This window comes from Cochlodiniinecator piscidefendens (assembly GCF_011326755.1).
GTDB classification, from domain to species: domain Bacteria; phylum Pseudomonadota; class Alphaproteobacteria; order Rhodobacterales; family Rhodobacteraceae; genus Cochlodiniinecator; species Cochlodiniinecator piscidefendens.
Window position 1 is genome coordinate 371,916 of sequence record NZ_JAAOIE010000002.1, and the last position, 25,114, is coordinate 397,029.

Annotated in this window: 25 protein-coding genes; 7 read left to right on the forward strand and 18 right to left on the reverse strand. The window is 50.2% G+C overall.

Annotated elements, in window-relative coordinates; all coding sequences use genetic code 11:
• Positions 1 to 68 precede the first annotated feature (68 nt).
• The 7 genes from clpX to G9C99_RS06550 form a co-directional block, all read right to left on the reverse strand.
• On the reverse strand, positions 69 to 1,337 hold the full coding sequence (gene clpX / locus G9C99_RS06520; protein WP_166416642.1) for an ATP-dependent Clp protease ATP-binding subunit ClpX: 1,269 nt from the start codon (positions 1,335 to 1,337) through the stop codon (positions 69 to 71).
• Between the two features lie 136 nt (positions 1,338 to 1,473).
• Positions 1,474 to 2,097 carry an ATP-dependent Clp protease proteolytic subunit gene (locus G9C99_RS06525; protein ID WP_166416643.1) on the reverse strand — a complete coding sequence of 208 codons (624 nt, stop codon included), beginning with the start codon at positions 2,095 to 2,097 and terminating at the stop codon, positions 1,474 to 1,476.
• Positions 2,098 to 2,217: 120 nt separating this feature from the next.
• Positions 2,218 to 3,213 carry a diguanylate cyclase domain-containing protein gene (locus G9C99_RS06530; RefSeq protein WP_166416644.1) on the reverse strand — a complete coding sequence of 332 codons (996 nt, stop codon included), beginning with the start codon at positions 3,211 to 3,213 and terminating at the stop codon, positions 2,218 to 2,220.
• A 2-nt stretch (positions 3,214 to 3,215) separates the two neighbouring features.
• Positions 3,216 to 3,806: a heme NO-binding domain-containing protein gene (locus tag G9C99_RS06535; RefSeq protein ID WP_166416645.1), complete on the reverse strand. Its 591-nt coding sequence runs from the start codon at positions 3,804 to 3,806 to the stop codon at positions 3,216 to 3,218.
• 63 nt (positions 3,807 to 3,869) lie between these two features.
• Positions 3,870 to 5,645 carry a DUF4153 domain-containing protein gene (locus G9C99_RS06540; RefSeq protein ID WP_166416646.1) on the reverse strand — a complete coding sequence of 592 codons (1,776 nt, stop codon included), beginning with the start codon at positions 5,643 to 5,645 and terminating at the stop codon, positions 3,870 to 3,872.
• Between the two features lie 86 nt (positions 5,646 to 5,731).
• Positions 5,732 to 7,282, reverse strand: coding sequence for a trimethylamine methyltransferase family protein (locus G9C99_RS06545; protein WP_166416647.1), 1,551 nt, complete (start codon positions 7,280 to 7,282; stop codon positions 5,732 to 5,734).
• 99 nt (positions 7,283 to 7,381) lie between these two features.
• A complete protein-coding gene (locus G9C99_RS06550; RefSeq protein WP_166416648.1) occupies positions 7,382 to 8,086 on the reverse strand; it encodes an HAD family hydrolase in 705 nt (234 codons plus the stop codon).
• Between the two features lie 114 nt (positions 8,087 to 8,200).
• On the opposite strand from G9C99_RS06550, the gene G9C99_RS06555 reads away from it, so the two are divergent.
• Positions 8,201 to 8,656 (forward strand): MarR family winged helix-turn-helix transcriptional regulator, encoded by a 456-nt coding sequence (locus tag G9C99_RS06555; RefSeq protein WP_166416649.1) that lies wholly within the window; start codon positions 8,201 to 8,203, stop codon positions 8,654 to 8,656.
• A gap of 15 nt (positions 8,657 to 8,671) precedes the next feature.
• Positions 8,672 to 11,866: a 2Fe-2S iron-sulfur cluster-binding protein gene (locus tag G9C99_RS06560; RefSeq protein WP_166416650.1), complete on the forward strand. Its 3,195-nt coding sequence runs from the start codon at positions 8,672 to 8,674 to the stop codon at positions 11,864 to 11,866.
• Positions 11,867 to 11,884: 18 nt separating this feature from the next.
• On the opposite strand, the gene G9C99_RS06565 is transcribed toward G9C99_RS06560, so the two are convergent.
• Complete coding sequence (locus tag G9C99_RS06565; protein WP_166416651.1) at positions 11,885 to 12,163, reverse strand: DUF3572 domain-containing protein; 279 nt, start codon at positions 12,161 to 12,163, stop codon at positions 11,885 to 11,887.
• 89 nt (positions 12,164 to 12,252) lie between these two features.
• Between G9C99_RS06565 and G9C99_RS06570 the strand changes: the two genes are divergently transcribed.
• Complete coding sequence (locus tag G9C99_RS06570; protein WP_166416652.1) at positions 12,253 to 13,629, forward strand: PleD family two-component system response regulator; 1,377 nt, start codon at positions 12,253 to 12,255, stop codon at positions 13,627 to 13,629.
• A 27-nt stretch (positions 13,630 to 13,656) separates the two neighbouring features.
• On the opposite strand, the gene G9C99_RS06575 is transcribed toward G9C99_RS06570, so the two are convergent.
• Genes G9C99_RS06575 through G9C99_RS06590 form a run of 4 tightly spaced genes read right to left on the reverse strand, consistent with a single transcriptional unit; the run spans position 13,657 to position 15,646 of the window.
• Entirely contained in the window at positions 13,657 to 14,154 is a 498-nt protein-coding gene (locus G9C99_RS06575) for a periplasmic heavy metal sensor (protein WP_166416653.1), read from the reverse strand.
• A 3-nt stretch (positions 14,155 to 14,157) separates the two neighbouring features.
• Positions 14,158 to 14,520 carry a hypothetical protein gene (locus G9C99_RS06580; protein ID WP_166416654.1) on the reverse strand — a complete coding sequence of 121 codons (363 nt, stop codon included), beginning with the start codon at positions 14,518 to 14,520 and terminating at the stop codon, positions 14,158 to 14,160.
• Entirely contained in the window at positions 14,507 to 15,097 is a 591-nt protein-coding gene (locus G9C99_RS06585; RefSeq protein ID WP_166416655.1) for an RNA polymerase sigma factor, read from the reverse strand. Before G9C99_RS06585 ends, G9C99_RS06580 begins: the two co-directional genes overlap by 14 nt.
• A gap of 60 nt (positions 15,098 to 15,157) precedes the next feature.
• Complete coding sequence (locus tag G9C99_RS06590) at positions 15,158 to 15,646, reverse strand: EF-hand domain-containing protein (RefSeq protein ID WP_166416656.1); 489 nt, start codon at positions 15,644 to 15,646, stop codon at positions 15,158 to 15,160.
• 196 nt (positions 15,647 to 15,842) lie between these two features.
• On the opposite strand from G9C99_RS06590, the gene G9C99_RS06595 reads away from it, so the two are divergent.
• Positions 15,843 to 16,247: a DUF983 domain-containing protein gene (locus G9C99_RS06595; RefSeq protein WP_166416657.1), complete on the forward strand. Its 405-nt coding sequence runs from the start codon at positions 15,843 to 15,845 to the stop codon at positions 16,245 to 16,247.
• 4 nt (positions 16,248 to 16,251) lie between these two features.
• The gene (locus G9C99_RS06600) at positions 16,252 to 16,956 is read left to right on the forward strand and encodes an NUDIX hydrolase (RefSeq protein ID WP_166416658.1); all 705 of its coding nucleotides are present in this window, start codon (positions 16,252 to 16,254) and stop codon (positions 16,954 to 16,956) included.
• On the opposite strand, the gene G9C99_RS06605 is transcribed toward G9C99_RS06600, so the two are convergent.
• The 5 genes from G9C99_RS06605 to G9C99_RS06625 all read right to left on the reverse strand — a co-directional run bounded on the left by G9C99_RS06605 (position 16,945) and on the right by G9C99_RS06625 (position 21,451).
• Entirely contained in the window at positions 16,945 to 17,850 is a 906-nt protein-coding gene (locus tag G9C99_RS06605) for a DMT family transporter (protein ID WP_166416659.1), read from the reverse strand. The two genes, G9C99_RS06600 and G9C99_RS06605, sit on opposite strands and share 12 nt — an antisense overlap.
• Before the next feature lie 84 nt (positions 17,851 to 17,934).
• On the reverse strand, positions 17,935 to 18,693 hold the full coding sequence (locus G9C99_RS06610) for an SDR family oxidoreductase (protein ID WP_166416660.1): 759 nt from the start codon (positions 18,691 to 18,693) through the stop codon (positions 17,935 to 17,937).
• Positions 18,690 to 20,138, reverse strand: coding sequence for a carnitine 3-dehydrogenase (locus G9C99_RS06615; protein WP_166416661.1), 1,449 nt, complete (start codon positions 20,136 to 20,138; stop codon positions 18,690 to 18,692). Before G9C99_RS06615 ends, G9C99_RS06610 begins: the two co-directional genes overlap by 4 nt.
• A gap of 10 nt (positions 20,139 to 20,148) precedes the next feature.
• The gene (locus G9C99_RS06620) at positions 20,149 to 20,484 is read right to left on the reverse strand and encodes a hypothetical protein (RefSeq protein ID WP_166416662.1); all 336 of its coding nucleotides are present in this window, start codon (positions 20,482 to 20,484) and stop codon (positions 20,149 to 20,151) included.
• A gap of 58 nt (positions 20,485 to 20,542) precedes the next feature.
• Entirely contained in the window at positions 20,543 to 21,451 is a 909-nt protein-coding gene (locus G9C99_RS06625; RefSeq protein ID WP_166416663.1) for a BKACE family enzyme, read from the reverse strand.
• 77 nt (positions 21,452 to 21,528) lie between these two features.
• Here G9C99_RS06625 and G9C99_RS06630 point away from each other — a divergent pair, with 77 nt between their 5' ends.
• Positions 21,529 to 22,542, forward strand: coding sequence for a GlxA family transcriptional regulator (locus G9C99_RS06630; protein ID WP_166416664.1), 1,014 nt, complete (start codon positions 21,529 to 21,531; stop codon positions 22,540 to 22,542).
• A 21-nt stretch (positions 22,543 to 22,563) separates the two neighbouring features.
• On the opposite strand, the gene G9C99_RS06635 is transcribed toward G9C99_RS06630, so the two are convergent.
• Complete coding sequence (locus G9C99_RS06635; protein WP_166416665.1) at positions 22,564 to 23,607, reverse strand: aldo/keto reductase; 1,044 nt, start codon at positions 23,605 to 23,607, stop codon at positions 22,564 to 22,566.
• Between the two features lie 224 nt (positions 23,608 to 23,831).
• Between G9C99_RS06635 and G9C99_RS06640 the strand changes: the two genes are divergently transcribed.
• Positions 23,832 to 25,055 (forward strand): MFS transporter, encoded by a 1,224-nt coding sequence (locus tag G9C99_RS06640; protein WP_166416666.1) that lies wholly within the window; start codon positions 23,832 to 23,834, stop codon positions 25,053 to 25,055.
• The last annotated feature ends 59 nt before the right edge of the window (positions 25,056 to 25,114 follow it).

Here is a 25,114-nt window from a genome sequence, read left to right on the forward strand (position 1 = left end):
CGAGCGCCAAGTTTCCAGTGACATTTATAACGAAACAGGGGGCAGAACCGCCCCCTACTTCATGTCTATTAACCTGCTGAAGCAGATTCTTCCGTGCTGTCCGCATGCACCAAAAGAGGCGCTGCATCTGAATTTACCGCTTCCTCATTGACGACGACTTCACTCACGCCCTCCATGCCCGGCAGATCAAACATCGTATCAAGAAGAATATCTTCCATGATAGAGCGCAGACCACGAGCGCCGGTTTTGCGATCAATAGCACGTTTGGCAATGGCTTGAAGTGCATCATCTGTAAAGATCAATTTTGCTTCTTCAATCTCAAACAGGCGTTGATATTGCTTCACCAAAGCATTTTTCGGCTGCGTCAAAATCGTCACCAAAGCGTCCTCGTCGAGGTCCTGCAATGTCGCGATAACAGGCAAACGTCCTACAAATTCAGGAATCAGGCCGAATTTTAGAAGATCTTCTGGCTCCAACTCCATGAACATCTCACCAACACCGCGTGTGTCGTTTTCTTTAACGTCCGCGCCAAATCCCATCGCAGACCCTTTGCCGCGCTGCGAAATGATCTTTTCCAAACCAGCAAATGCACCGCCACAGATGAACAGGATGTTTGTCGTATCAACCTGCAGAAATTCCTGTTGCGGATGCTTACGCCCACCTTGTGGCGGAACAGATGCAACGGTGCCTTCCATGATTTTCAACAGGGCCTGCTGCACACCTTCACCAGACACATCACGGGTAATAGACGGATTGTCAGACTTGCGCGTAATTTTATCGACTTCGTCAATATAAACAATTCCGCGCTGCGCACGTTCCACGTTGTATTCAGAAGCCTGCAGAAGTTTAAGAATAATATTCTCAACATCTTCACCAACATATCCTGCCTCTGTCAAAGAGGTCGCATCGGCCATGGTAAACGGCACATCCAAAATACGCGCAAGCGTTTGAGCCAAAAGAGTTTTACCGCACCCGGTTGGGCCAATCAAAAGAATATTTGACTTCGCCAACTCTATCTCATCACTGCTATTTGCAGTGTGATTTAGGCGTTTATAATGGTTATGCATCGCAACGGACAACACGCGTTTTGCGTGTGCTTGCCCGATCACATAATCATCCAGAACTTCGCAAATTTCTTTAGGTGTTGGCACACCTTCAGAAGACTTAAGGCCAGCGGATTTTGTCTCTTCGCGGATGATATCCATACAAAGTTCTACGCATTCATCGCAGATAAACACCGTCGGTCCAGCAATAAGTTTGCGAACCTCATGCTGGCTCTTTCCACAGAAAGAACAGTAGAGGGTGTTTTTACTATCGCTGCTAGAGTTATTCGCCATTACTTTCCTCTAAGGGCCTAGGCCACATCTAATTGCCGGTTCCCGGCATTTGGCTGCCCGTCACATGGACACTACGGCAGCCAAACAGTCTCTACAATGTCAAAATCGTATCATTGTGTCACAGAGCCGCGAGAGATTATTCATCACCCTTGGCACGGTTTTCAACGATTTCGTCGATGAGACCCCAATCTTTAGCATCTTCCGCCGACATAAAGTTATCGCGTTCTAATGCATCAACTACAGATTCCATCTTTTGACCGGTGTGCTTCACGTAGATTCCATTTAACCGATCTTTTAGTTTTTGGGTCTCCTGAGCGTGAATCATAATATCTGTCGCTTGTCCTTGATACCCTCCAGACGGCTGGTGCACCATCACACGAGAATTGGGCAATGAATAACGCATCCCCTTTTCGCCGGCTGCCAAAAGCAACGACCCCATCGAGGCTGCTTGGCCGATTACCAAAGTAGAAACCTTTGGTTTGATATATTGCATGGTGTCGTAGATGGACAAACCTGAGGTCACAACTCCGCCCGGGGAATTGATATACATAGAAATTTCTTTGGAAGGATTTTCCGCTTCGAGGTGCAATAGCTGCGCCACGATCAAAGATGACATGCCGTCATGCACTGGCCCTGAAAGAAAGATAATACGTTCTTTCAAAAGGCGTGAAAAAATATCGTAGGCCCGCTCTCCGCGTGCGGTTTGCTCAACCACCATTGGAACCAGGGTATTCATATATGTCTCATAAGGATCGTTCATATTCGCCTGCCTGCTGCTAACGCATTTCATAATAATGCGGGATACCTAAGAGAGTCTTAGTGCTGTGTCCCGTGAGCTTCAAGAGGCGACATATATTTGACGAGCCTATCAGCGCAAAAATTAGTTCGCTCTCATTTGTAAATCTTGAGAGTACACAGTCGCACATGCGCGTCCTTTATGTTTTGAAGCATATAGGGCTTTGTCAGCATCGGCCTGCATTTTTTCAATATCAATAACGCTGTAAAAATCCGATGTCGTTGTACCGACACTCGCAGAAATACGGCACGTTTGCCCCTCAAACAACATTGGAGCCTCGAGTTTTGCAATAATACGCAGAGCAATATTATTTAGAATATCAACATCCGTTAACCCCAAGAAAACAATGATAAACTCATCGCCACCAGAGCGCACAACGGTATCGCTAGATCTGGTTTCTTTTCTTAGGATAGAAGCGACGCTTTGCAAAACAAAATCACCTGCTGCATGCCCCAAATTATCATTCACAGATTTGAAATAATCCAAATCGAGATGCATCAAGCCAAAACTTTCATTTTGCGCCGTGTAACGCGCCAAAACACGGTCAAGCGCCCGTCGATTGCTAAGCCCTGTCAGCGTATCGGTATTGGCCGTTTCCTCTGCTGCGCATTTGTCTCCTTGCAACTTTGAGTTCAATTTTTTGAGCTCATACATAACAGCCGCCTTTGCTTCGACCAGATACAGCATTTCGACTGTTAAATCGGTTGGGGCAAAATCCGCATTGCTTAAGTTGTATTCCGTCACAGCGTCTAACACGCCGATACCAAATGACAGATTCAGCAAAACACTTTTGCCATCCCCCCACGAGGCGATCGCACCTTTCAGCCCTGCCCTACGTTTGCAGCGCGTCCGGATCTGGATCTTTGATCCGCTTAAATCTCTTAAGTCGCGAATTGAATGAATAGCGCTAGGTCTACGCAACTCGAACAATTCCAAAAAACGTTTGCCGAGCAATGCCTGCCCTTCAAACATTTTCGCAATGGTTGGTCCCGCCTGACTAATGTGCCCGGTTTCGTTTATCAAAATGTGCATCGGCATCAAATATGCCAGCGTGTCTTCGGTCAATCCAAAGTTTGTCATGGTTATGTACCGCTTCTTTCTGAAAGGGAGAAATCGCGCCCTTCAGCGAAACTTGCCTCTGCAACATCAATTCCAATGATTTCACGCCCTTGCTGCGTTCCTTGATGTTCGAGAAACACCAAAGCTCCGTATTCATCGGCCATTCCCCGTAAAACGCCAACCATTACGTGCCCTCCGCCTTCATATTTCCAGCCGCAGTACAGGCTAAACCGCCCAGGGCCATGATTTTTCAACTCAAGACTCGGAATCACTAAATCAGGAACAGCAAGTTCCACCCAATCAGGAAGATCATCTAGCGAATGGAGGAAATCTGTAAAATCCACCCCTGAAAACCGAAGCAGCCTCCGCACCGCAGATGTCGTTTTATGGGAGACCAAATATGTCCCGAGGTCTTCGAGCACATCAGAGCGTTCTTTACGCAAATTCAGAGCGCTCGCGTCAAGTAAGGTAAAGGTATCCTTGTCAGGATAGCTCAACATTGCCTCAAACGACGATTGCTCGAAGCCAGCATCCTTTGTGATTTTTTCCCACAACTCGGCGCCATAGGTGTCCGTAATAAAACATTGGATCGAGCGGTTGATCAGACCATGCATTTTCACTTCCTTATTGGTTTATCGGAAGATTATACAACAGCCCTTAACAAGCCGCTTATGCTTCTACGGTTGAATAAATATTGAATTACTTTCCAACCTCAGAATATTTGCGCCAGAAGGCTCAATACTGAATTCGCCCCCATGAACACGATCAATAACTGCGATAGGCATTTGACTTAATGCCTGCCCCAACATTGCCGTAGGATCGATCTGCAAATCATATTGCCTCGCGTTCAAACGATCCGGGCGCAATCCTATCACTTGCACCTCATCAACCCCGTTTGCGAAGAGAACGATGATCTCTTCTGCTGAATTCCCCTCTAACAATTCAACAGAAATCGCCACGCACGCCGGATGTCCTTCCGAGGTCAGAATAGCGCATCCTTCCAACACCTGTTCCCAAATTGATGCGGATTGCGAAAAGCCTATTTGCTGTGGCAAACTAGATGATGTTGGCACAACAGGAAGAACGTCCCTCACTTGCGCCCACCCTTGAGCGGGCAGTGCATCGGTTGAATTCGTTTCAAATGCATAGCGGCTGCGAGATAAATCCAGACGCTCCAATTGGGTGGCCAGATTTGGATCATTTTCAGCCATTCCCCGTAGCTGCACCAATGCATCCTGTCCGGCGATCCCCCACTCGTGCTTCATCGCCCAAAGGTCCAATTCTGCCGCCGTGGCGTATCCAGTTGCATAACGCGACACCTGGCTAGAAGTTGAAATCTGCTTTGGATTTAACACTGGCGTAAGTGATAACATTGCTATCGCTATACCCCCGAGTGCTAAAAAAACATTGGCGCGTCGAATACGGCTCATCCAATCATTTCGAACGCGTACTATAGGCACTAGATAGCTGAAGCCATATGCGAGAAACAAAACACCGACAACAGCAGCGTCCACGCGATCTGGCGTCCACCCATATTCAATAACACGTACCCAAATCGAATAAAGTGCGACACCTGACAAAACAGGCAACGTCAAGGCCAGCAACCGCGTTGCCACAGACATCAAAGGGGTTTTGACGGCACACTCATCATCACGATCAACCGCCGAAGACACAAACAGCATCACCAATGCGGCTATAGACATAAGCGTTGCAGCTGGCGACAAATCCCCAAACAAATGCCCTACTCCGCGAATCGGAAGCGCAACGATGAAAACGATGACCACCAACGTGAACACGGGCAAAATAAGGCGAAACAATCGTATGATTAAGAAAGCAGAAACATAATCGGAAAGTTCGTTCACTACAGCGACCGCAGCCCCAAGAGCCACTCCGGTAAACACGAACGGTACAAAATCGACCTCAAGAATATCACCGATGTAAGGGATACCCACAACACTTAGCAACGCATCGCAAAAATAAACAATGAGCCAAGACACCCCCACAAAAAGAAATGCAGCAGCGTAACGCACCACGATTGTCCACGATTGATCAAAGAGCGCTTCGTAGTCCCGCCATTTCGACTCAGACGTCATCTGTGCGATAACAAAGGGCAAACTAAGAAACAAAACCATGAAATATGAAATAATTTCATGGCCGTAGATCGTAATAGACCACACTTCAGGAAATCGAAAACTAGCCAACGTCAGCAACGACGCAGCGATCAAACCTAGCATCAACGCAGCACCTGCAGACACACGCAGCGTCAAAGGACCGATCAGGGCAAGAAATGTCGAGAAAAAACCAAAGGCGCCGGCAGAGGCAAACAGCAACCATCGTGTTTCTTCAATTTCCGAAGAAAACAATTCCCCCAGATACCAAAAGCTTACGCCAGCCAAAGCCCCAATAAGGGCAAGGCTCATTCGCATTTGTGTCGGATTCGTTTCGGCTTCCATGGATCACTCGCTGTTTGTCCGCCCCCAATTTATGCAATTGTGGGCGGAGTTACGAGTCTGGAATGCCTGCCTTCTAAACCAACGGTTTAGAAATCTGTCGGCGCACCGCCCTCAGATTTACGGCGATCAACAAATGCCTGCAATTCTTCGCGAATAGCAATATCCATTGGTGGAGCTTCAAATTCATTGACGATTGATTTGAACATCCGATGCGCACGTTCAGCGGTCCAATACCCACCTGACAGATCCCAACCTTCATAATTTCGCCAATCCGAAAGAAATGGCTGATAGAACGCCGTTTCATAGCGATCTTGGGTGTGTTGAATGCCAAAGAAGTGTCCATCGTTGCCAACACTACGTACCGCTTCGACCGCGATGTCATCAGGTGTTGTCGCACAAACAGCAGGTTCAAAGTAGCGCTGAATTTGCTGAAGCATTTCACAGTCCATAATGAACTTTTCGGGACTCGCGATCAGACCACCCTCTAGCCAACCTGCAGCGTGGTACACCATATTGGTGCGCGATTGAACAGAGGCCCAAAGAGAATTGGATGTTTCCCACATCGCCTGACCATCTGGAACATTCGCCGCACAAACGCCTGATGACCGCAGAGGCAAACCATAAAATCGTGCTAATTGCCCCGTCATCTGTGTCGAGCGAATATATTCCGGTGTCCCGAACGCAGGTGCACCCGATTTCATATCCACGTTTGAGGTGAACGTCCCAATGACACAAGGCGCACCGGGGCGAATATGTTGCGCCAGCACAATTGCGATCAACCCTTCTGCGAGCGACTGCGCAACAGCCCCAGCCATCGTCACAGGGGCCATCGCCCCGGCCAGTGTGAAGGGTGTCACAACCGTCGCCTGTCCTGCGCGGACACACCGCATATATCCATCAAGCATCAAATCATCATGCTTCAACGGCGAAGTAGAATTGATATTTGTGTACATGCGTGGCTTAGCTTGGAATTCTTCATGTGTCAGACCACACGAAATACGCACCATTTCCATGACATCTTCGACGCGTTCTTTGCCCAACGAATAGGCATGAGCCACTTTGTCGGTCAAGGTAAGCTTGTCAAAGAGTACATCCAAGTGGCGCACAGATGCGTGCACATCCACAGGTTCAACAGGGTAGCCCCCTGCGATGTGGATACAGTTGAAGTACTGTGTAAGCTTTAGAAGATTGGCGCATTGCTCACGTGTTCCCGGTGTTTTTCCTACCTCCATATCCCAATAGTTGGGCGGAGACGAAACATTGACGAACACCATTTTATCGCCGCCGATGGTGACCTCGCGATCGGGGTTTCTCGGCGTTATGGTAAACTCGCTCGGGGCCTTAGCGACCATTTCCATGACGATATCACGCCCCATGCGCACATTGCTGCCATTGATAATGCACCCCATCTCACGAAAATGTTCGAGGGCTTCGTCATGAAGGATTTCTATACCGATTTCTTCGAGGATGCGCATTGCACCATCATGAATCGCCAATACACCTTCTTCATACAGTGGTTCTGTCGGACGATCCGAATTTACCGGAATCCGCCATGGCATTTGCTCGATCGCACCGCTCCCGCCGCGCTTATTACCTGCGCGTCCACCTGAGCGCTTTTTTCGAGGGGTATCAGCCATGGGAAATCTCCTTGTTTGCCCACTCAACAAAGCAAAGAGCACCCACAGCCGTCATTCAGTTTACGACAAAGTTTGTCGCTTTTGGATTTCACACCGAGTTTAAACCCCGGAAACACGATCCAACCACGCCGGAATATGTCCTATATCCGGCAAAACCACATCCGCGAGTGGTGCCAGCTCATCTTCGGTCGCCATCCCCGTCAAAACCGCAATTGTCGCCATTCCAGCAGTCCGCCCAGCAATCAAATCATGCGCACTATCACCGACCATTGCGATCTGAGAGGGCGCCAAATCCATTTGTCCAGCAAAGGCAAGCATCTGCCCGATTTCGGGCTTCCCGCCATATCCGCTGTCAAAACCAGCGATAAAATCAAACTGATCAGTAATATCCACTGACGCTAGGTTCGCGCGCGCAGGGGCCTCCGCATCATTCGTTGCAACACCCACCTTTAAACCGCGGGTTTTGAAATTGCGTAATAACGGCTTTAGCGGTGTTGCCTCTGTCACTGGCGCTGTTTCTGCAACGGAATTCATCCGTTGCACCAACTCTTCTTTGCTAAGCTCAGGTAACGCCGGTAAAAGCGCATCGGCAATTTCGCCCGGTGTTCCTGCGATGACAACGCTCGAGCGGTCAAACACCAAATTTGCATAGTCATAGCCGATAAGATCGCCCAGTTTCTGCGCCTTTTCAGTATCACCATCAGCGAGCCCCCTAAGGAACTGAGCCGCCCATGTGCTCCAGGTTTCAGCGAACTTAAACAAAGTGCCGTCTTTATCGAACAACAAACCGCGAATATCCGTCATTTCATGCCTCAATCTCAGAAATCACACGTAATAGGCCACCACTCTGCCAAAGGCACAAGGGCTAAATATGTAATTGGATTGACAGCGCTCGCAATTTAATTGACAATGTTAATCATGACGCGCAAAAACACCTACCGCCTCCATGATGCCTTAGGCTACCAACTCAGCTTGACAGCCCGCTTTCAAGAGCGCGGCTTTGAAGATGAAATTCGCAAAATCGGCCTGACCCGATTGACGTGGTGCATTCTGCTTGCGGTGACAGGCGAAAACCTGTCGCGGCCTTCAGAAATAGCCGAATTTGTTGGAATTGATCGCACGGCGACATCGCGCGCCCTTCGCCAAATGGAAGCAGATGGTCTTATTGCCCGTCGCGTTGGCGAAGGTGACAAGCGCACAACACAGGTCATAGCGACAACTGAAGGCCATAGCCGTGTGGCCGAGGGTTCGAGCCACGCCCATAAAAATGCCAAGCATTTTGAAGCAAAACTCACTGACGCGGAAAGCCAAGAGTTGCGGCGCATTCTTTCGAAACTTCGGCAAAACGAAGACAGCACCCTTAAATCACTCTAATTCTTGAGGCTTCTCATGGGAAAACTATTCTCTTACCGGAACCGTCCGGTTCACCTTGGCCCGTTCCCATTGGAAACGCTCAAGCGCGCCTCTGGAGAGGTGGTTTTAGAAGGACTCCCTTCGCAGGCAGGTCTTTCCTTTCGTCGCCCCGAAGATCCATTATCGATTGTCAACGCGATGCAAGAATATCAGGCCATGTTGGACGCAACACGCGAAGGCCTTGTAAAACGTGAACGAGCCGAAATCCCCGACGATAAATTTGAACGGACGCAGCATCTAAAATCATTCGGATACTTTTGCGATGCGTCCATGGTCGGAGCATGTGAAATCCCCAACGAAGCTTGGCTTTCAAACCCAACGACCAACCCAGACGTGGACCGCCTCGCGCAGAAAATTGAAACCATGCAGCCCAAATCTCTGGCGGCGGGTATTGATGTCGTGATGGCTAGTCTGAAAGAAGCAATGCGCACCCCGAATGAGGCTTGCGCGCACCATACGCACGCGTTGGTTTTTCTCTACGACCACATCCGCGAACCCAAAGCAGCAGAGGCCGGAACCGACTGGATCAACGATGCACAAGCCCAGCGCGCGTGCCTACGGGGTATGGAAACGGCTGTCACACTCGCAAGTTATATTCGATCATTAGGGTATGACGCGCGCGCGCATTCCATGGCCGAAAGCGATGTGCATTTGAACAAACTTGCGGTGAACTCTGGCCTCGCGGCTATCAAAGATGGCAAAGCGACAAATCCGTTTGTTGGCGCGGACTATGGGCTTGCGGTTGTCACAACTACCTTACCCTTTGCCCCAGATGCCCCAATTTCTGCAGACCAATCCCCCGACATGCGTTATATGCAAGGTCTCGGGAGATCAGCCAAATCTGCAAAAAACCGGGACCCCTTTAAAGATCGGCGATTTATGGATGGGGCACACCCCTTTGAAACCCTAAAACGCGTGGAAAACCCGACGACCTACATTGACCGCCCGAACGTCGCCCGCGTACCAAAGCGGGCCAATATGTTTGCGCGCTCTTTGTTTGGTGACATGGGAAAAGCCAACCAAGAAGCGACCAAGAATGGCAATTTCATGCGCAAATCTGCGTCTGCCTTTGCATTTCGCCCCTCACTTGCTGCCTTGGTTCTTTTGCAAGACGGTGATGCAGCCTCTGTTCATCCTTCGACCGGTGATCCCCAACAAAATGCCAACAACATTAAAGGCGCGCTTTATTGGCTGGGTGTAGATGCTGTTGGTCTATCCGCCTGCCCTGACTGGGCTTACTACAGCCATGATGCGGCCGGCGATGAAATCACCCCCTATCATGAAAACGCAATTTCGATGGTCGTTGACCAAGGCCACGAAACAATGGAAGGCGCATCTGGTGATGATTGGATCGCTTGTGCGCAATCTATGCGGGCCTATCTCCGGTTTTCCTTACTTGGTGGTGTCCTTGCCGAACACCTGCGACGTTTAGGCTATACGGCCCGCGTCCATTCAGTCATGGATGACGAGGTTCTGCACCCTCCCCTTTTACTCTTGTCTGGGTTGGGTGAAGTCAGCCGTATTGGCGAAGTCATTCTAAACCCGTTTTTAGGCCCACGCCTGAAATCCGGTGTAGTCACCACAAACATGCCCGTCACTCACGACAAACCCATCGATTTTGGTCTGCAAAAATTCTGCGAAGCCTGCAACAAATGCGCCCGTGAATGCCCTTCTGGGGCTATTACAGCGGGCCCAAAGCTTATGTTCAATGGTTATGAAATCTGGAAAAGCGACAGCCAAAAATGTACAACATACCGTGTTGGCCAAAAAAACGGTGCTATGTGTGGGCGCTGCATGAAGACCTGCCCATGGAATCTTGAAGGCCTCTTTGCGGAGGCTCCCTTCCGTTGGGCCGCCATGAATTTCCCACAAACTGCCAAGGCGCTTGCGAAGTTGGATGATTTTGCTGGAAATGGGGAAATCAACCCTGCCAAAAAATGGTGGTGGGATCTTGAGATGATAGATGACGGTGCCTATCGCCCCGCACAAAACCCTGCCAACACACGCGCGCTTCAAAAGGACCTTGATCTAAAATACGAGGACCAAACTCTAGCCGTTTATCCCGCACCTTTGGCCCCCCCGCCTTATGCTTGGCCATTCCCAATGGACCGAGAGGCCGGGATCACTGCATATCAGAATCTGATTTCAGCAGAAGAACACCAACAAAGACGTTCAAGCGGCTTAGCCCCAGAGCACGTATATACCGCTGATACAACCGAAGCTCCTGTAATGCGCCTTCTCGTAACCAAAGCCGAAACAATGTCGGATGGCGTCACCAAATTCGAGTTTTCAAATGCTGATGGGTCACCCCTACCACCCGCGACGGCCGGCGCGCATATTGACGTTGTTGTCGCGCCAGAGTTCTTTCGCCAATATTCGTTGTCAGGCGACCCAGCCGATACCTCGAAATACCAAATCGCAGTTTTACGCGAAGATCAGGGGCGCGGCGGTTCAAAACTCATGCACCGTATCTTTAGCGAAGGGCGCAAAGTCTTTGTCTCCAAACCGATCAACCATTTTCCATTGTATGAAGACGCCGATTTCAGTTTTTTGATGGGCGGCGGCATTGGCGTAACACCGATGATCGCTATGGCGCATCGCTTGCACGCGCTTGGACGGGACTTTGCCCTGCACTATAGTTGTTCGTCACGTACAGGCGCCGGGTTCTTGGAAGATCTCGCTTTGGTGCCTTGGGCGGATCGAGTCCATTTTCATTTTTCCGATGAAGGCACACGCGCCGACTTAACCGCACTCCTAAGTTATCGTGACAACGCACATGTCTACACCTGCGGGCCAGGCGCCTATATGGAAAGTGTTATGAACGCCGCCAAGGCCGGGGGGTTCCCAGAAGAAAAGCGCCACCTCGAATACTTTGCTGTTCCCGAACAACCCGATTACGAAAACCACCCGTTTTTACTCCGCCTTTCTAAATCAGGTCGTGAAATTCCTGTCAGTGCAGATCAATCCGCAAGCGACGCCCTACTAGAAGCAGGCATTCATGTGGATGTTAAATGCTCCGATGGTTTGTGCGGTGTTTGCAAATGTGGGTTAATCGCCGGAGACGTCGAGCACCGCGACTTTGTTCTGTCTCAGAAAGAGCGAGAAACCCAAATCATTGTATGCCAATCGAGAGCAAGCAAGGTTAACGGCTGCGTTGAAATTGATTTATAAGTCGTAAACACGTTAACTCTAAGTCCAATGCACCTGCCCTCCGCCGGGCAGGGCTTGGCGTGCGTGCATGGGCGTTTCATACGATATGCCCAGGTCGTCACAACACGAAACGATCCAAGCATCATCCATCACAATAAAATCTAGCACTGACCCCAAAAAAGCTGGATCTGCCATACCTTGCCTTAAGTCCGCCTCAGAACTTCCTGAAGCGCCTAGAAAAATCGGCAACAGCTCATCATTTGCAATCAGCCAACCTAATATTTTGATGGCTTCCGTCTCAGCAATTTCACGCTTCATCACGCACCTGTTAAGTAATCAGCAAGGATTTATTAACTATTGTGGACAAGAAACAATTACCAGACGCAATTAAATTCGGGAAACATGTCATGCCAGGTCGCATACTGATTGTTGACGATGTAGCTACCAACCGGATTGTGCTCAAAGTGAAGCTGTCCTCAGCCTGTTATGAGGTCCTTCAAGCACAATCAGGGACGGAAGCCATCGAAGTCGCAAGGCGCGAGCGTCCTGATCTCATCATGCTTGATGTTATGATGCCCGACAAAAGCGGGATTGATGTCTGTCTGGAGTTAAAAAAGGACCCGGTAACGGCGCATATCCCGGTGATCATTGTGACCGCCCTGAGCACGTCAGAAGCACGTATCAAAGCACTCGAGGCTGGAGCTGATGAATTTATTACGAAACCGATTGACGAACTCACCATGCTCGCACGCGTTCGCAGCCTATTGCGTGCCAGCGACACCGAAGAAGAGTTGCGCTTGCGTGAAACCACCTGTCAGGAATTAGGGTTTTCAGAAGCAGCCCCGACATTTCAACAACCAGCCAATATCGTCTTGGTCGGAGGCCAAAAATCATCCGCGATTCGTTGGAGAAAAGAGCTTAGCGACCAAAGCCATCACAACTTAGAAATCGCAACACTTGAAGAGGCGTTGTTGCTCTCTGTTTCACCTACTCCCCCAGATGCCTATGTCATCGCAGGAAACCTTAATCGTCCAGATGAAGGTCTACGCCTGCTATCAGAATTACGGAGCAAACCCGGAACCCGTCACGCGGCGATTTTGATGGTTCTTCAGCCGACAGCGCGCCAACAAGCCATCATTGCGCTGGATCTTGGCGCTAACGACCTTATCCATGAACCTTGCGACCCTCAAGAAATGGCTTTGCGGTTAAATACACAAATCACACGCAAACGTCAGGCTGATCGTTTGCGCGCAACTGTACAAGACGGGTTACGAATGGCGGTCACAGACCCGCTCACGGGTCTTTACAATCGCCGCTACGCGCAGTCACATCTTTCCCGGATGAATGCTAGATCACAAAGCAGTCATCGCCCATTTGCAGTTATGATGCTTGATATTGATCGGTTCAAAAGGATCAATGACACTTATGGCCACGTCGCTGGTGATGCAGTTCTTGCCAGCGTTGCGCAAAAACTCCGTGAAAACCTGCGGGGGGTAGATTTTGTTGCTCGTATGGGTGGTGAGGAGTTTTTGGTTGCGATGCCGGACACTGACATCGCTGAGGCACGTTTAACAGCTGAACGGCTACGCAAAGTCATCCTAAACCATCAAACACACCTTGCTGCTATTCCAAACGGTATTTCAGTCACTCTCAGCATTGGGTTCGCTATGGGCGGGGTCACAAATGAAACATTCGATCAAACAATAGCCCGTGCCGATAAGGCCCTCTATCGCGCCAAAGCGGAGGGGCGCAATCAGGTAAATTTTTTTCAACCTGCGGCCTGACGAAATCGCCGTCAAACCTGAACTCTGTTAGTGATCGCGCCGACGATGGTAGGGGCGCTGGGAAAATCGACGTTCCAATCGATCAGCAAATGCGGCCCGTTCCGCCTCTGACATCGTGCTAATCTGATCAGTCAAAACTGTGCGCCCAATGATCGAGCGTTGCTCAAAACGCGATTGCTGTTGGCTTAGAACAGTGACAAAAGCCTGCTGATCAAACGGATGCGCTCGTAAGATCTCCAATACATTACTGGCGCGCAACCCTCCGTGCGTTCCTGAATTGGCATTCTCTTGTACCGCATTTTCAAAACGAGTGCGCAATGCCGCGCGATCGTCACGGTCCAATGCACGTAACATGGTCACGATGCCAAGTTCTGGCCGCCCAACCCGATCCTCATCCCCGCCGCGATGCTTAAAAAACGCACCAGCAGCAACGCCAACAACCAATAAGTTCGCTGAAAGGGATGCCACAAGTAAAATGCGTCCCCAAGATCTCTTTGATTTAGGCATATCCATTTTCTCAGCCATGTTTTACCCCTCCAAGAGCATCGCGTCGTAGCCGCTTAAGAAATCCGCAGCATCTTCTGTTTGCATAGCTGAAAAATAGCTTTCTGAAAGGGTTTGCACCGTTTCCACGCCACCAAACCCAATCCAAACTCCGGCAACTGTTGCGGTAGCAAAAGACGCAAAGCCCGGCCATCCCCCCAGCAGCATAAACAAACTTCTACGCTGATGTTTCACCGGGGGTATTTCAAGATTTGAAAAGCTGTCTTGCACCGTTTCAGCATCTAATAGGACACGCTCGACAAGAGCATCTGCCCCAATAACATCGGCTTCGCGCGCCTCGGCGAACAAAGCATCCAGATCGGTGAATTCATTCTTAGAGTCCGTCATCGGTATACCCCAGCTCTTCCTTCTTTCCTTGCAGTATTGCGGCCAAAGATCGTTTGCCTCGGGCTGTCAGGCTTTCTATTGCCTCGACACCTACGTTCATAATTTCGGCGATCTCTGAATTTTTCAACCCTTCGATATGTCGTAGTATGACGGCTTGGCGTTGCCTTTCGGGCAACTGAAGTAAAGCCGCATCAAGGGCGCTTAACCTCGCGTGCGTTTGCAAAGTCGCCTCAGCACCGGGGGCGTCATCCAAAGGTTCAGCAATCTCATCAAGTCCAACCCCACGTTTACGCCGTAACCTGTCGGTGCATAAATTGGACACAACACGGTAGAGCCAAGTCGACACTTTCGCCTCTCCTTGCCGCCATTCCTGGGCAATGTTCCAAAGCTTCAACATAGCTTCCTGCACGACATCCTCAGCCTCCGCCCGATCCTTTAGCATTCGGATTGCAAACCCAAGAACGCGCGGCGACAGCCGCAACGTCAGCACACGCGCAGCCTCTCGGTCGCCATTCCCATAGAGTACAAGCAACGCCTCATCTGAGGCCTGAGTTAAAGAGTCAAACGGCACATTCATTCCCTGATGTCGTATCCCATTCTTTGCGCCGGAGCTATCCCCGGCGCAAATCTGAGAAACTTATTCCGATGCCTCTGCTTCGCCATGACGGTGATTACCTCGACGATTTTGCATATGTTCCTGCATCGCGGAAAACTCTGCCTCAGATACCGTTCCATTTTCATCGGCATCAATACGAGCAAACATACGTTCTCCCCGCTCAGAGGGCGCCGTCATTTCTTCAACGCTTAATTTGCCGTCGTCATTGGCATCCATACGATTGATCATACGCTCAATCCGACGTTCACGCCGCGATGACATGGCCTCTGTCAATTCCTCAACTGTGAGGAATCCGTCACCATCAGTATCAGCCCCCGCAAACCGTGCGGCACGATGGGCGGCAAATTCTTCTTGGGTGATTTCCCCATTTGCATCTACATCCAGCTCTTCAAATGTCATTTGTGGTCCGTGGTGCCCACCCGCGCGAGCTTGGGCAATTGTCACATACCCCAAAGACGATGCTGTGATCGCTGCTGCAACGACACCTGAAATCCAATATGTATGTTTCATCTTAGCGTTCCTTTTCGGTCCAAATTCACGAGGCCATTGGTGCCGCGTTCATAAGTAAAACGCAGCTGGTTCCGAATTCCGTCGCAATTATTTTACTTTTTTGCGACATGGCGCCACGCTCAGTAGACGGGGACTTACAGGACTAGACATAAACCACTATATGCTGGATCAATGCGACAGGAGTTTGGATGATCCGATGAGTGATGTACAAAGTGAAGTAATTGGAGCGACAGATCGTTCGACCAAAGAGGCCGTTTTGCGCGGCTGGAAGAAAAAGTGTCCAAACTGCGGATCAGGCCCGTTGCTTCAGGGGTATCTAAAAGTGCGCGATACCTGTGCGGTCTGCGACCAAGATCTGCATCATCATCGTGCAGATGATGGTCCAGCCTATGTAACAATTCTCGTTGTGGGGCACCTGATGGGCTTTGTTATGCATTTTGTTTATGGGCAGTTCCGCCCGGAACCCATGATTATGGCCTCTGTCCTACTGGTAGGATTTATAGGTCTGTCACTTTATATGCTGCCACGGGTAAAAGGTGCCATCGTTGGCTACCAATGGGCCAAGCGCATGCATGGATTTGGCAAAGAATTGAAAGCCTGACCAGATGGAAACCGTGATTGATAAAACCGCTATTCGAAATGCAGCAACTGTAATTCTTCTCAGGGATCGCGATACCAATCCCGCGATACTCATGGGGCAGCGTGGATCAAAAGCGGTTTTCATGCCCAACAAGTTTGTGTTTCCTGGCGGTGCCGTTGATGCCGGGGATGCAGATATCTCGCTCGCTCAAACTATGAGCGACACCTGCATTCAACGGCTCAGACAGGATGCAGATGCAACCTTATCACCTGCACTTCAGGTTGCTGCCATTCGCGAAGTCTGGGAAGAAACCGGGCTTATTCTCGGGGAAAAAGGTGATTGGCAAGGCCAGCCCCCCGAAGATTGGCGAAGCTTTTCCGCCACGGGCCATATCCCAAGCGCTGCTGGCTTTTCTTTTGTATTCAGGGCGATAACACCTCCTGGTCGCCCTCGTCGTTTTGATGCGCGCTTTTTTCTTGCTGACGCGGCACAGATCCAAGGCGATATCGACGATTTTTCACACGCATCTGATGAGTTATCGTCCCTTCAATGGATTCCTATCGAAGAAACCCGCAGCTTCAACTTACCTTTCATTACCGAAGTCGTTCTTGCGGAAATTATGGGTCAATTGAAAACGGGTTCTCAACCTCAATCCGTCCCATTCTTCAAAAACGATGACGAACGCAGTCTCTTTTTACGCCTTGACGGCAAACGCCCACTAGATTGCTAAAATCAGCACAATAATACTGATGGACACCAACCCCATAGCAGCAAGTTCGCGGGGGGAAGTTTTTTCGCGAAACACTACAATTCCGGTGATAAAGCTAAAAAGAAGCTCAGTCTGCCCAAGCGCTTTGACATACGCTGCATTTTGCAACGTGAATGCAGCAAACCAACCAAAGCTGCCAATCATGCTTGTCAAACCAACCAGAGCGCCAACCCGCCAATGTTTGAAAACGCGTGTAATTTCTCCGGCTTCGCGCAACCGTAACCAAATGCACATCACCAGCGTTTGAAACGTCACAACAAACGCAAGCGTCACGCCAGCCCGCGCCACGAAATCTGTGATTTCTAACGAAAGCGACGCGCCTCGATAACCGATTGCAGACACAGCAAACAACACCCCTGACAGCAACCCTAGCCCAGCGGAGCGGTTAAAAATACGTTGCGCCCACGGTGCGTCCGTTTTGACGGGGGGATCGGACAACAAAATAACACCCAGAAATCCAATCGAAATCGCAATAAACCCCAAAAACGAAATCCCCTCCCCCAAAACAATCAGGCCAAGAAAAGCAGTTTGAACCACCTCCGTTTTCTTAAAAGTGATGCCAACCGCAAAATTTCGCTCTGCAAACAATGCAACCACACACATCGTGGCCAAAATTTGCGCTATTCCTCCACTAAAGGCGTATATCCAAAAATGGTGAGGTATATGAGGAAGGGTGTATCCTTGGGCCCAGAAGTAGAGTGTAATCAACAAAACAACCAACGGCGCTGAATACACAAATCGCGCGAACGTCGCCCCACCAGTTGAAAGCCGAGTTGCCTTGAGCTGCTTTTGCAACATGAAACGCAAATTTTGCGAAAACGCCGCGGCTATGGTGATGTAAATCCAAGTCTGCATGCTGGTCTTGTGGCAGAGTTTAGTTTTGAATTCATCCTAAATTTGCCGCGACAATCACAAATCGTCACGGCAAAAATTTACGGATTATACTTTTGGATCAGGGTTTTCCGTATGCCCGTCAACTGCGATAATCTGCCCGGATACCAGTCGTGCCTCAGGGCTCGCTAAAAAAGCTGCCATATTGGCAATGTCTTTGGCTTCCACAAAACTGCGCATAGATGTCCCTGCAGCATAACCTTGATAGACATCATCGCGGGTCATGCCCTTCAGCTCAGCCTCACGCTCTAGCACACCTTCCATACGGGGACCTTCGACCGCGCCGGGGCAAATTGCGTTGCAACGAATACCAAACGGCCCCAATTCCATTGCCAGAGTTTTCATCAAACCGACAATCGCCCATTTCGCTGCCGAGTATGGTGCACGGTTCGGATATCCATATATCCCCGCCGTAGAGGAGGTGAACACCATCGCCCCCTGTTTTGCAGATTTCATCAAAGGCGCCGCATATTTCGCCGCGAGAAAGGCCCCTTCAAGATTAACAGAAACACAACGCTGCCAATCGACAAGTGACACATCCTCGATCAAGGCTGTTGGGCCAGCAATCCCAGCATTGGCACACAATGCGTCAAGCCCGCCCCATTCGTCATGAATCTGTTCAAACAGGGCACGCACGCCAACCTCGTCGGATGCGTCTAAGCACGTCTTACGCCAACTGTGCGGCATCGTATCCAAACTGGCTTGATCAATATCTGTGATCCAAACCTCAGCGCCTTGGTCCGCGAAAACTTCTGCCATGGCGCGCCCGATACCGGAAGCACCTGCAGTGATTAAAACCTGAGTCATTTTTTGCCACCAATAGAACGACCAACCCCATCAGGACGAGGTAGTGCCGCGTGGGCAGAGGCGATTTTTTCCATCATTGCTACTATGTGATCGGCCGGAACAGATGATGCTCTTGTTTCTAAGCTAACGTGAATGAGCAGATGCTCCCCCGTCGCAATCAACCGATCATCTTCATACATCTGATGGAACAATTGCATTTTCTTGCCTTCGCCCATCAAGCAAGTTGTTTCAATGCGGATACGGGCACCGGCACGGACCTCGTCAATATGGCGAATATGGGTCTCGGCAGTAAAGAAGCTTCCGCCGCTTGTGATATATTCGGCGTCACATCCGACTATTTCCATGAAGCGGTCTGTTGCGTCGCTAAAGGCTTGTAAATAGCGCGCCTCGTTCATGTGGCCGTTGTAATCGGTCCAATCCAATGGCACCGCGCGGGCGACAGTTACGATTGGTTTGTCGACTACAACTTCAGGTTTGCCCAGGCGTTTATCTTGCTCATTCAACAAAGCACCTGCGCCATAGTTGGTTTGCTTCAACGCACGCATCATACCAACCAGATTATCGTCCCGCATACGTTCTAATTCACGGATCGTCATATGCCCTGATTGTGCATCGGATTGTCCTGCAATCAAATCAACCAATTCATCCGTGAACTCAGGCACATCCATCAATTTTGTCCATGGCCACTCAAGGCAAGGACCAAACTGCGCCATAAAGTGCTTCATCCCTGCTTCGCCGCCAGCTACACGGTATGTTTCAAACAGACCCATTTGAGCCCAACGGATACCAAAGCCATATCGAATGGCATTGTCGATCTCTTCGGTCGTCGCGATCCCATCTTTGACAAGCCAAAGCGCCTCGCGCCAAACAGCCTCAAGAAACCTATCCGCGATATGTGCATCAATTTCCTTGCGAACGTGCAAAGGATACATCCCTATAGACGTGATAATTTCCTTTGCTTTATCAATCACCTCAGCGCTATTTTTTTCAGTTGGCACAAGCTCAATCAGTGGCAACAAATACACAGGGTTGAACGGATGAGTAACAACGATTTGCTCAGGGCGCTGCGCCTTTTCCTGCAATTCAGATGGCTTAAACCCAGATGTTGATGAACCAATAACGGCGTCCTCCAAACAATGCTCCTGCAGAGTCTGATAAACGCTTTGTTTGATTTCTAACCGCTCTGGAACAGATTCTTGAATCCAAAGAGCATTTTCAACGGTTTCTGCCATCGTTTCGTGAAAGGTCAATTGCCCTTCATCTGGCATCGCGACATCGGACAAACCGGGTAAAGAACGGCGTGCGTTTGCCAAAACTTCACCGATTTTGCGCTCAGCCTCTGGGTCTGGGTCGAAAATGCGTACATCCCATCCCATCAAAAGGAACCGCGCGGCCCAGCCACCACCAATTACACCGCCGCCAATAATCGCTGCCGTTTTTGTCATGTCGTTTTTCCTAGTCGATACAGATCGTGGCGGTTTCATCGCCGTCAATTAAAATATCGTGGCACCCGAAATAGGGTGTCACAGGCGCACATTGTCGTGTCTCAGCAAGACAAAGGCTTTCGCAACTATGTTCAGACGTGCAGGCCTCCCCCGCATCAATTGTCGGAACCAAGCAGGTCTGAAGGCCAAATCCGCTGATAACAACTTCGCCCAAAGCACGGTCGCAGGCTGCAATCTCTTCTGCCGTCAGTTTATGTATGCCATCAGCTGATGCATCAGAAACATTGGGTTCTTCTGCCTGACAGCCAGTCAGAAGAACCAGTGAAGCCAAAAGAAAAGCGCGCATTTGAATCTCCTTATGTTTAGAGGAGCCTATCGAACCCCTCCAAACACAATATGAACGTTTACTTTGGCGCGCGTTTCACCAGCCCAAGGCGTTCACGCACAGCGTCCGGGCCAATGATACGTGCCCCTAGGTTTTCGACGATATCAACCGCACGCTCGACCAATTGCGCATTTGTCGCCAATTGCCCTTTGCCCAGCATCAAGTTGTCTTCCAATCCAACGCGCACGTTTCCGCCAGCCAATACAGATTGTGCCGCATAAGGCATTTGATCACGCCCTAAAGAAAACGCAGACCAGTTCCAATCTGAAGGGATGTTGTTAACCATCGCCATAAAGGTATTGATGTCATTTGGCGCGCCCCAAGGAACCCCCATGCACAGCTGAACAAGCGCAGGTGAGGTCAAAATGCCTTCTTTTACCAGCTCTTTTGCGAACCAAAGATGCCCCGTATCAAACGCTTCGATTTCTGGCTTCACACCTAAATCAGTCATCATTTGCCCCATCGCACGCAGCATGCCCGGAGTGTTGGTCATCACATAATCGGCTTCGGCAAAATTCATGGTGCCACAATCAAGCGTACAGATTTCTGGCAGGCATTCCGCGATATGGGCCATTCGCTCAGTGGCACCCACCATATCTGTTCCAGCCGCGGTTGGAAGGGGTGCTTCCACACCTCCAAAAACGATGTCGCCGCCCATACCCGCAGTCAGGTTTAGAACAACATCAACCTCTGCATCACGAATACGATCTGTGACTTCGCGGTAATATTCAAGCTTACGCGAAGGCGCTCCTGTCTCTGGGTCACGTACATGGCAATGAACAACCGCCGCGCCAGCCTTTGCCGCTGCAATAGCACTATCCGCAATTTCTTTGGGGGAACGTGGCACATGTGGGCTGCGATCTTGGGTGCCACCGGATCCGGTAACAGCACAGGTAATGAAAACGTCGCGATTCATAGTCAAAGGCATATCTGATTCTCCCATTGAAGTTGCATTACTGTGCGCCAGTTGCATTTCTTAGATATACAGTTTACGAATTTATTTTGATGAAAACCGAAAAATCCATATTTTCTCCCTCTGAACACTCCCTGTCAGTCGGAATTTTGGTCTTACCAGACACAAACACGCTTTCGTTCGCCGCCACCGTAGACCCCTTACGGGCAGCTAATCGGCGCGCAGGGAAAACGTGTTATCAGTGGCAGTTTTTCTCATTCGAAGGTGGGGAGATACAACTCACCACCGGTGCAATCGTTCCCACGGTTCCATTAACCCGGGATACCAATATCGATGTTCTTATTGTTGTCGCAGCTTTTGAACTAGAGCGCCACAGCACTCCAAAACGATTAAATCAATTGCGCACGGCCAACAGACACATAAAAGCAATTGGCGCGGTCGACGGCGGCGCTTGGCTTCTGGCCAAAGCAGGCCTCTTGAACAATCACCAAGCGACAATGCACTGGGAAGATCTAGAGCTCTTCGCGTCTCAATTCCCAGATGTGGACGTCGTTCACAACCGCTTTGTCATAGATCGAAAGTTTTTCACGACAGGCGGGGCTTCGCCTTGTCTAGATATGATGCTTCATCTGATCCGCCACCGTCAGGGGCCTGAAATCGCGCTGCGCGTTGCAAGCGCCTTTATTTACGATCCAATTCATCCAGCCGACGCCCCCCAAAGCCTGATGCCCCTAGCCTCAACCGAAGCGGCCAATCCTGTTGTGGCGCAGGCCATTAAACATATGGAGGAAACACTCGAAGATCCTCCGCAAATCTCAACCATAGCTTCCATACTCGGTGTGACACCACGCACGCTAGAACTACAGTTTCAAAAAACCTTATCAATTTCCCCCGCGCGTTTTTTTCTAAACTTACGCCTCCAAGAAGCGCGCAGGCTGGTGGAGGACAGTAGACTTCCGCTATCTGAAATTGCCGTACGTACGGGGTTCAACGCCCAGTCCACCTTTGCACGTGCATTCCGCGCCAAATTCGGCCAAAATGCCACACAACGCCGCAACACCGCCCCACCCGAAAGCCCCTTTTCAAAAAAGGGGCTTGAGACATAAAGCAGCGCGCAGCGCTTCCGTTTAGTAAGGCATGGGGTGGCGGTAATGTGCTGCGTCGATGTCAGCAATAACCTCGTCTGACAAAACGACTTCAGTTGACCCCAGTGCTGTTTTCAATTGCTCCAGCGTCGTTGCCCCAAAAATCGCCGACGTCACAAACGGACGCGTCCGGCACCATGCCAACGCCATCTGCGGCAAACTCAGCCCGTGTTTATCAGCAATTTCACCATAAGCGCGGACAGCGTCCCAAACACGCGGGGAAACGCGTCCCCCCAAATCGCCATTCAGCGCTCGGCGCGATCCTTCGGGTGTTGTGTGCTCATCATATTTCCCGGTCAACAGCCCGGTTGCCAAGGGTGAAAAGGCCAACAATGTGACATCTTCATTCACGCAGAGCTCCGACATATCCGTGTCAAACAAACGACAAAGCATTGAATATTCGTTCTGCATCGACGCAACACGTGGCCATCCACGATCTTCAGACATCCGCACCCATTGCGCCGTCCCCCAAGCGCTTTCGTTGGACAGGCCGAAGTGGCGGATTTTACCTTGATCAACCAGCTTTTGCAGTGCCTCAAGCGTGTCTTCGATATGCGCTAGTGTTTCAGATTTGTTTTGCCCAGAGGGATCATAACTCCAATTTTTGCGGAATTGATAAGATCCGCGATTGGGCCAGTGTAATTGGTATAGATCAATATAATCGGTTTTCAGGCGCTTTAAGTTTCCTTCAACCGTATCAAATATGATCTTGGAAGAAATCGGCGCACCGTCGCGGACATAGGAAAATCCTTCGCCAGAGTGTTTTGTCGCAAGAATAACCTCATCGCGCCGCCCCGTGCGTTCAAACCATTCGCCAATGACCTTTTCCGTATCACCGACCGTTTCCGCGCTGATTGGGTTCACAGGATACATTTCCGCCGTATCAATGCAGTTCACCCCATGGTCCAACGCCATATCAATCTGCGCGTGTCCCTCAGCTGTCGTATTTTGTGTTCCCCAAGTCATAGAGCCTAGGCACAGCTCCGAAATCTTCAAATCCGTTTGGCCCAAAGGAACATAGCGCATATCAAAAACCTTTCTCATTGATCGGGCGCAGACCCTAGCAGCACACTTTATGAGAGCAAGTCACAATCGTGTACCGACACAATCCACCCACTTTGCACGTTTACCTGCATCACAGAAAAGCCTCTATTCTTGGCCTTTAGGCAAAAACGACAACCAAATGTCGATTATGCCTTAGATTGACGGAAAGACTGTGCAAGGTTGAACGAAACAATGAGTACATCCTGATGCGCCTCTTCATTTCGTTTGCCGCCCTGTTCCTCTCTGTCATCTTGTTGCAATTATCATCAGGGGGTGTTGGGCCACTCGACGCGCTGTCAGGTATTCAGCTCAACTTTACCAGCACCCAAATTGGTTTGCTCGGCTCTGCCCACTTCTTTGGATTTTTTATTGGATGTTGGTGGGCCCCGCGCTTGATGGGAAGCATCGGTCATTCTCGTGCTTTTGCTGCATTTACGGCTATGGGGGCCATTGGCCTTGTGTCGCACACACTTGTTACCGATCCCTACGCTTGGGCGATCATGCGGATCGGGACAGGTATTTGTATTTCGGGATGTTACACCGTGATCGAAGCCTGGTTAAACGCCAAGATCACCAATGAAACGCGCGGCCGCGCAATGGGCACTTACCGGATCGTTGACATGGGGTCATCGCTCTGTGCACAGCTCCTGATCGCCGTTCTCGAACCGGCCCATTACATCAGTTATAACCTCTTGGTGCTTCTATGTTGCGCGTCGTTCCTGCCCATTACCCTAACCAAAGCGAGCCAACCCGAAACACCCAAGGCCCCGCGCCTACGACCAATGTTGGCTTGGTCAATTTCACCGCTAGCCTCAGCCGGGGTGGTTGTTGCAGCACTCTCATCCGCGTCTTTTCGTATGGTCGGCCCTATCTACGGCCAAGAAGTCGGGCTGGGCATTGATCAGATCGCTTACTTCTTGGCTGCATTTGTTTTGGGCGGCGCTGTCGCACAATATCCCATTGGGTGGCTTGCTGACAAATTTGACCGTCGCTGGGTGCTTATTTGGCTTTCTGCCGCCGCAATGCTGAGCTGCTTTACCACTGTTGCCGTAGCCAGTGGGGGGACCGCTATTGTGATGCTTGGCGCTGGCTTTTTCGGTTTTACCACTTTCCCGATCTTTTCGGTTTCTGCGGCACACGCGAATGACTTTGCAACAACGGAACAGCGGGTCGAGTTATCGGCGGCGCTGATGTTCTTCTTCGCACTCGGAGCAATCGCAAGCCCCTACATCGCTTCTAGTTTAATCGAGTCCTATGGCCCGCCCGCGTTGTTCACCTTTGTCGCCGTAGGACACGGTGCACTGATTATTTTCGGCATCACCCGTATGCGTGCACGTAGCCCGAGCCAAGACAAAACCGCATATGTCTACACGCCACGGTCGTCCTTTACGATTGGTCGTTTGCTGAAAAAACAACGCGAACGCAAATAGCAACGCAACTTTCCGTTAAATCCAACTGGTCCTTAAGGATGCAACGCGCTAAAGGATAA

What these genes read in the sequence shown, in the direction of transcription:
- G9C99_RS06615 (WP_166416661.1), bottom strand. Translation starts at nt 20,138, where the DNA reads ATGACAAAAACGGCAGCGATTATTGGCGGCGGTGTAATTGGTGGTGGC.
- G9C99_RS06585 (WP_166416655.1), bottom strand. Translation starts at nt 15,097, where the DNA reads ATGAATGTGCCGTTTGACTCTTTAACTCAGGCCTCAGATGAGGCGTTG.
- G9C99_RS06575 (WP_166416653.1), bottom strand. Translation starts at nt 14,154, where the DNA reads ATGGCTGAGAAAATGGATATGCCTAAATCAAAGAGATCTTGGGGACGC.
- G9C99_RS06525 (WP_166416643.1), bottom strand. Translation starts at nt 2,097, where the DNA reads ATGAACGATCCTTATGAGACATATATGAATACCCTGGTTCCAATGGTG.
- G9C99_RS06605 (WP_166416659.1), bottom strand. Translation starts at nt 17,850, where the DNA reads ATGCAGACTTGGATTTACATCACCATAGCCGCGGCGTTTTCGCAAAAT.
- G9C99_RS06610 (WP_166416660.1), bottom strand. Translation starts at nt 18,693, where the DNA reads ATGACTCAGGTTTTAATCACTGCAGGTGCTTCCGGTATCGGGCGCGCC.
- G9C99_RS06595 (WP_166416657.1), top strand. Translation starts at nt 15,843, where the DNA reads ATGAGTGATGTACAAAGTGAAGTAATTGGAGCGACAGATCGTTCGACC.
- G9C99_RS06630 (WP_166416664.1), top strand. Translation starts at nt 21,529, where the DNA reads ATGAAAACCGAAAAATCCATATTTTCTCCCTCTGAACACTCCCTGTCA.
- G9C99_RS06570 (WP_166416652.1), top strand. Translation starts at nt 12,253, where the DNA reads ATGCCAGGTCGCATACTGATTGTTGACGATGTAGCTACCAACCGGATT.
- G9C99_RS06540 (WP_166416646.1), bottom strand. Translation starts at nt 5,645, where the DNA reads ATGGAAGCCGAAACGAATCCGACACAAATGCGAATGAGCCTTGCCCTT.
- G9C99_RS06560 (WP_166416650.1), top strand. Translation starts at nt 8,672, where the DNA reads ATGGGAAAACTATTCTCTTACCGGAACCGTCCGGTTCACCTTGGCCCG.
- G9C99_RS06535 (WP_166416645.1), bottom strand. Translation starts at nt 3,806, where the DNA reads ATGCATGGTCTGATCAACCGCTCGATCCAATGTTTTATTACGGACACC.
- G9C99_RS06565 (WP_166416651.1), bottom strand. Translation starts at nt 12,163, where the DNA reads ATGAAGCGTGAAATTGCTGAGACGGAAGCCATCAAAATATTAGGTTGG.
- G9C99_RS06635 (WP_166416665.1), bottom strand. Translation starts at nt 23,607, where the DNA reads ATGCGCTATGTTCCTTTGGGCCAAACGGATTTGAAGATTTCGGAGCTG.
- G9C99_RS06640 (WP_166416666.1), top strand. Translation starts at nt 23,832, where the DNA reads ATGCGCCTCTTCATTTCGTTTGCCGCCCTGTTCCTCTCTGTCATCTTG.
- G9C99_RS06545 (WP_166416647.1), bottom strand. Translation starts at nt 7,282, where the DNA reads ATGGCTGATACCCCTCGAAAAAAGCGCTCAGGTGGACGCGCAGGTAAT.
- G9C99_RS06625 (WP_166416663.1), bottom strand. Translation starts at nt 21,451, where the DNA reads ATGCCTTTGACTATGAATCGCGACGTTTTCATTACCTGTGCTGTTACC.
- G9C99_RS06580 (WP_166416654.1), bottom strand. Translation starts at nt 14,520, where the DNA reads ATGACGGACTCTAAGAATGAATTCACCGATCTGGATGCTTTGTTCGCC.
- G9C99_RS06530 (WP_166416644.1), bottom strand. Translation starts at nt 3,213, where the DNA reads ATGACAAACTTTGGATTGACCGAAGACACGCTGGCATATTTGATGCCG.
- G9C99_RS06600 (WP_166416658.1), top strand. Translation starts at nt 16,252, where the DNA reads ATGGAAACCGTGATTGATAAAACCGCTATTCGAAATGCAGCAACTGTA.
- G9C99_RS06550 (WP_166416648.1), bottom strand. Translation starts at nt 8,086, where the DNA reads ATGACGGATATTCGCGGTTTGTTGTTCGATAAAGACGGCACTTTGTTT.
- G9C99_RS06590 (WP_166416656.1), bottom strand. Translation starts at nt 15,646, where the DNA reads ATGAAACATACATATTGGATTTCAGGTGTCGTTGCAGCAGCGATCACA.
- clpX (WP_166416642.1), bottom strand. Translation starts at nt 1,337, where the DNA reads ATGGCGAATAACTCTAGCAGCGATAGTAAAAACACCCTCTACTGTTCT.
- G9C99_RS06555 (WP_166416649.1), top strand. Translation starts at nt 8,201, where the DNA reads ATGACGCGCAAAAACACCTACCGCCTCCATGATGCCTTAGGCTACCAA.
- G9C99_RS06620 (WP_166416662.1), bottom strand. Translation starts at nt 20,484, where the DNA reads ATGCGCGCTTTTCTTTTGGCTTCACTGGTTCTTCTGACTGGCTGTCAG.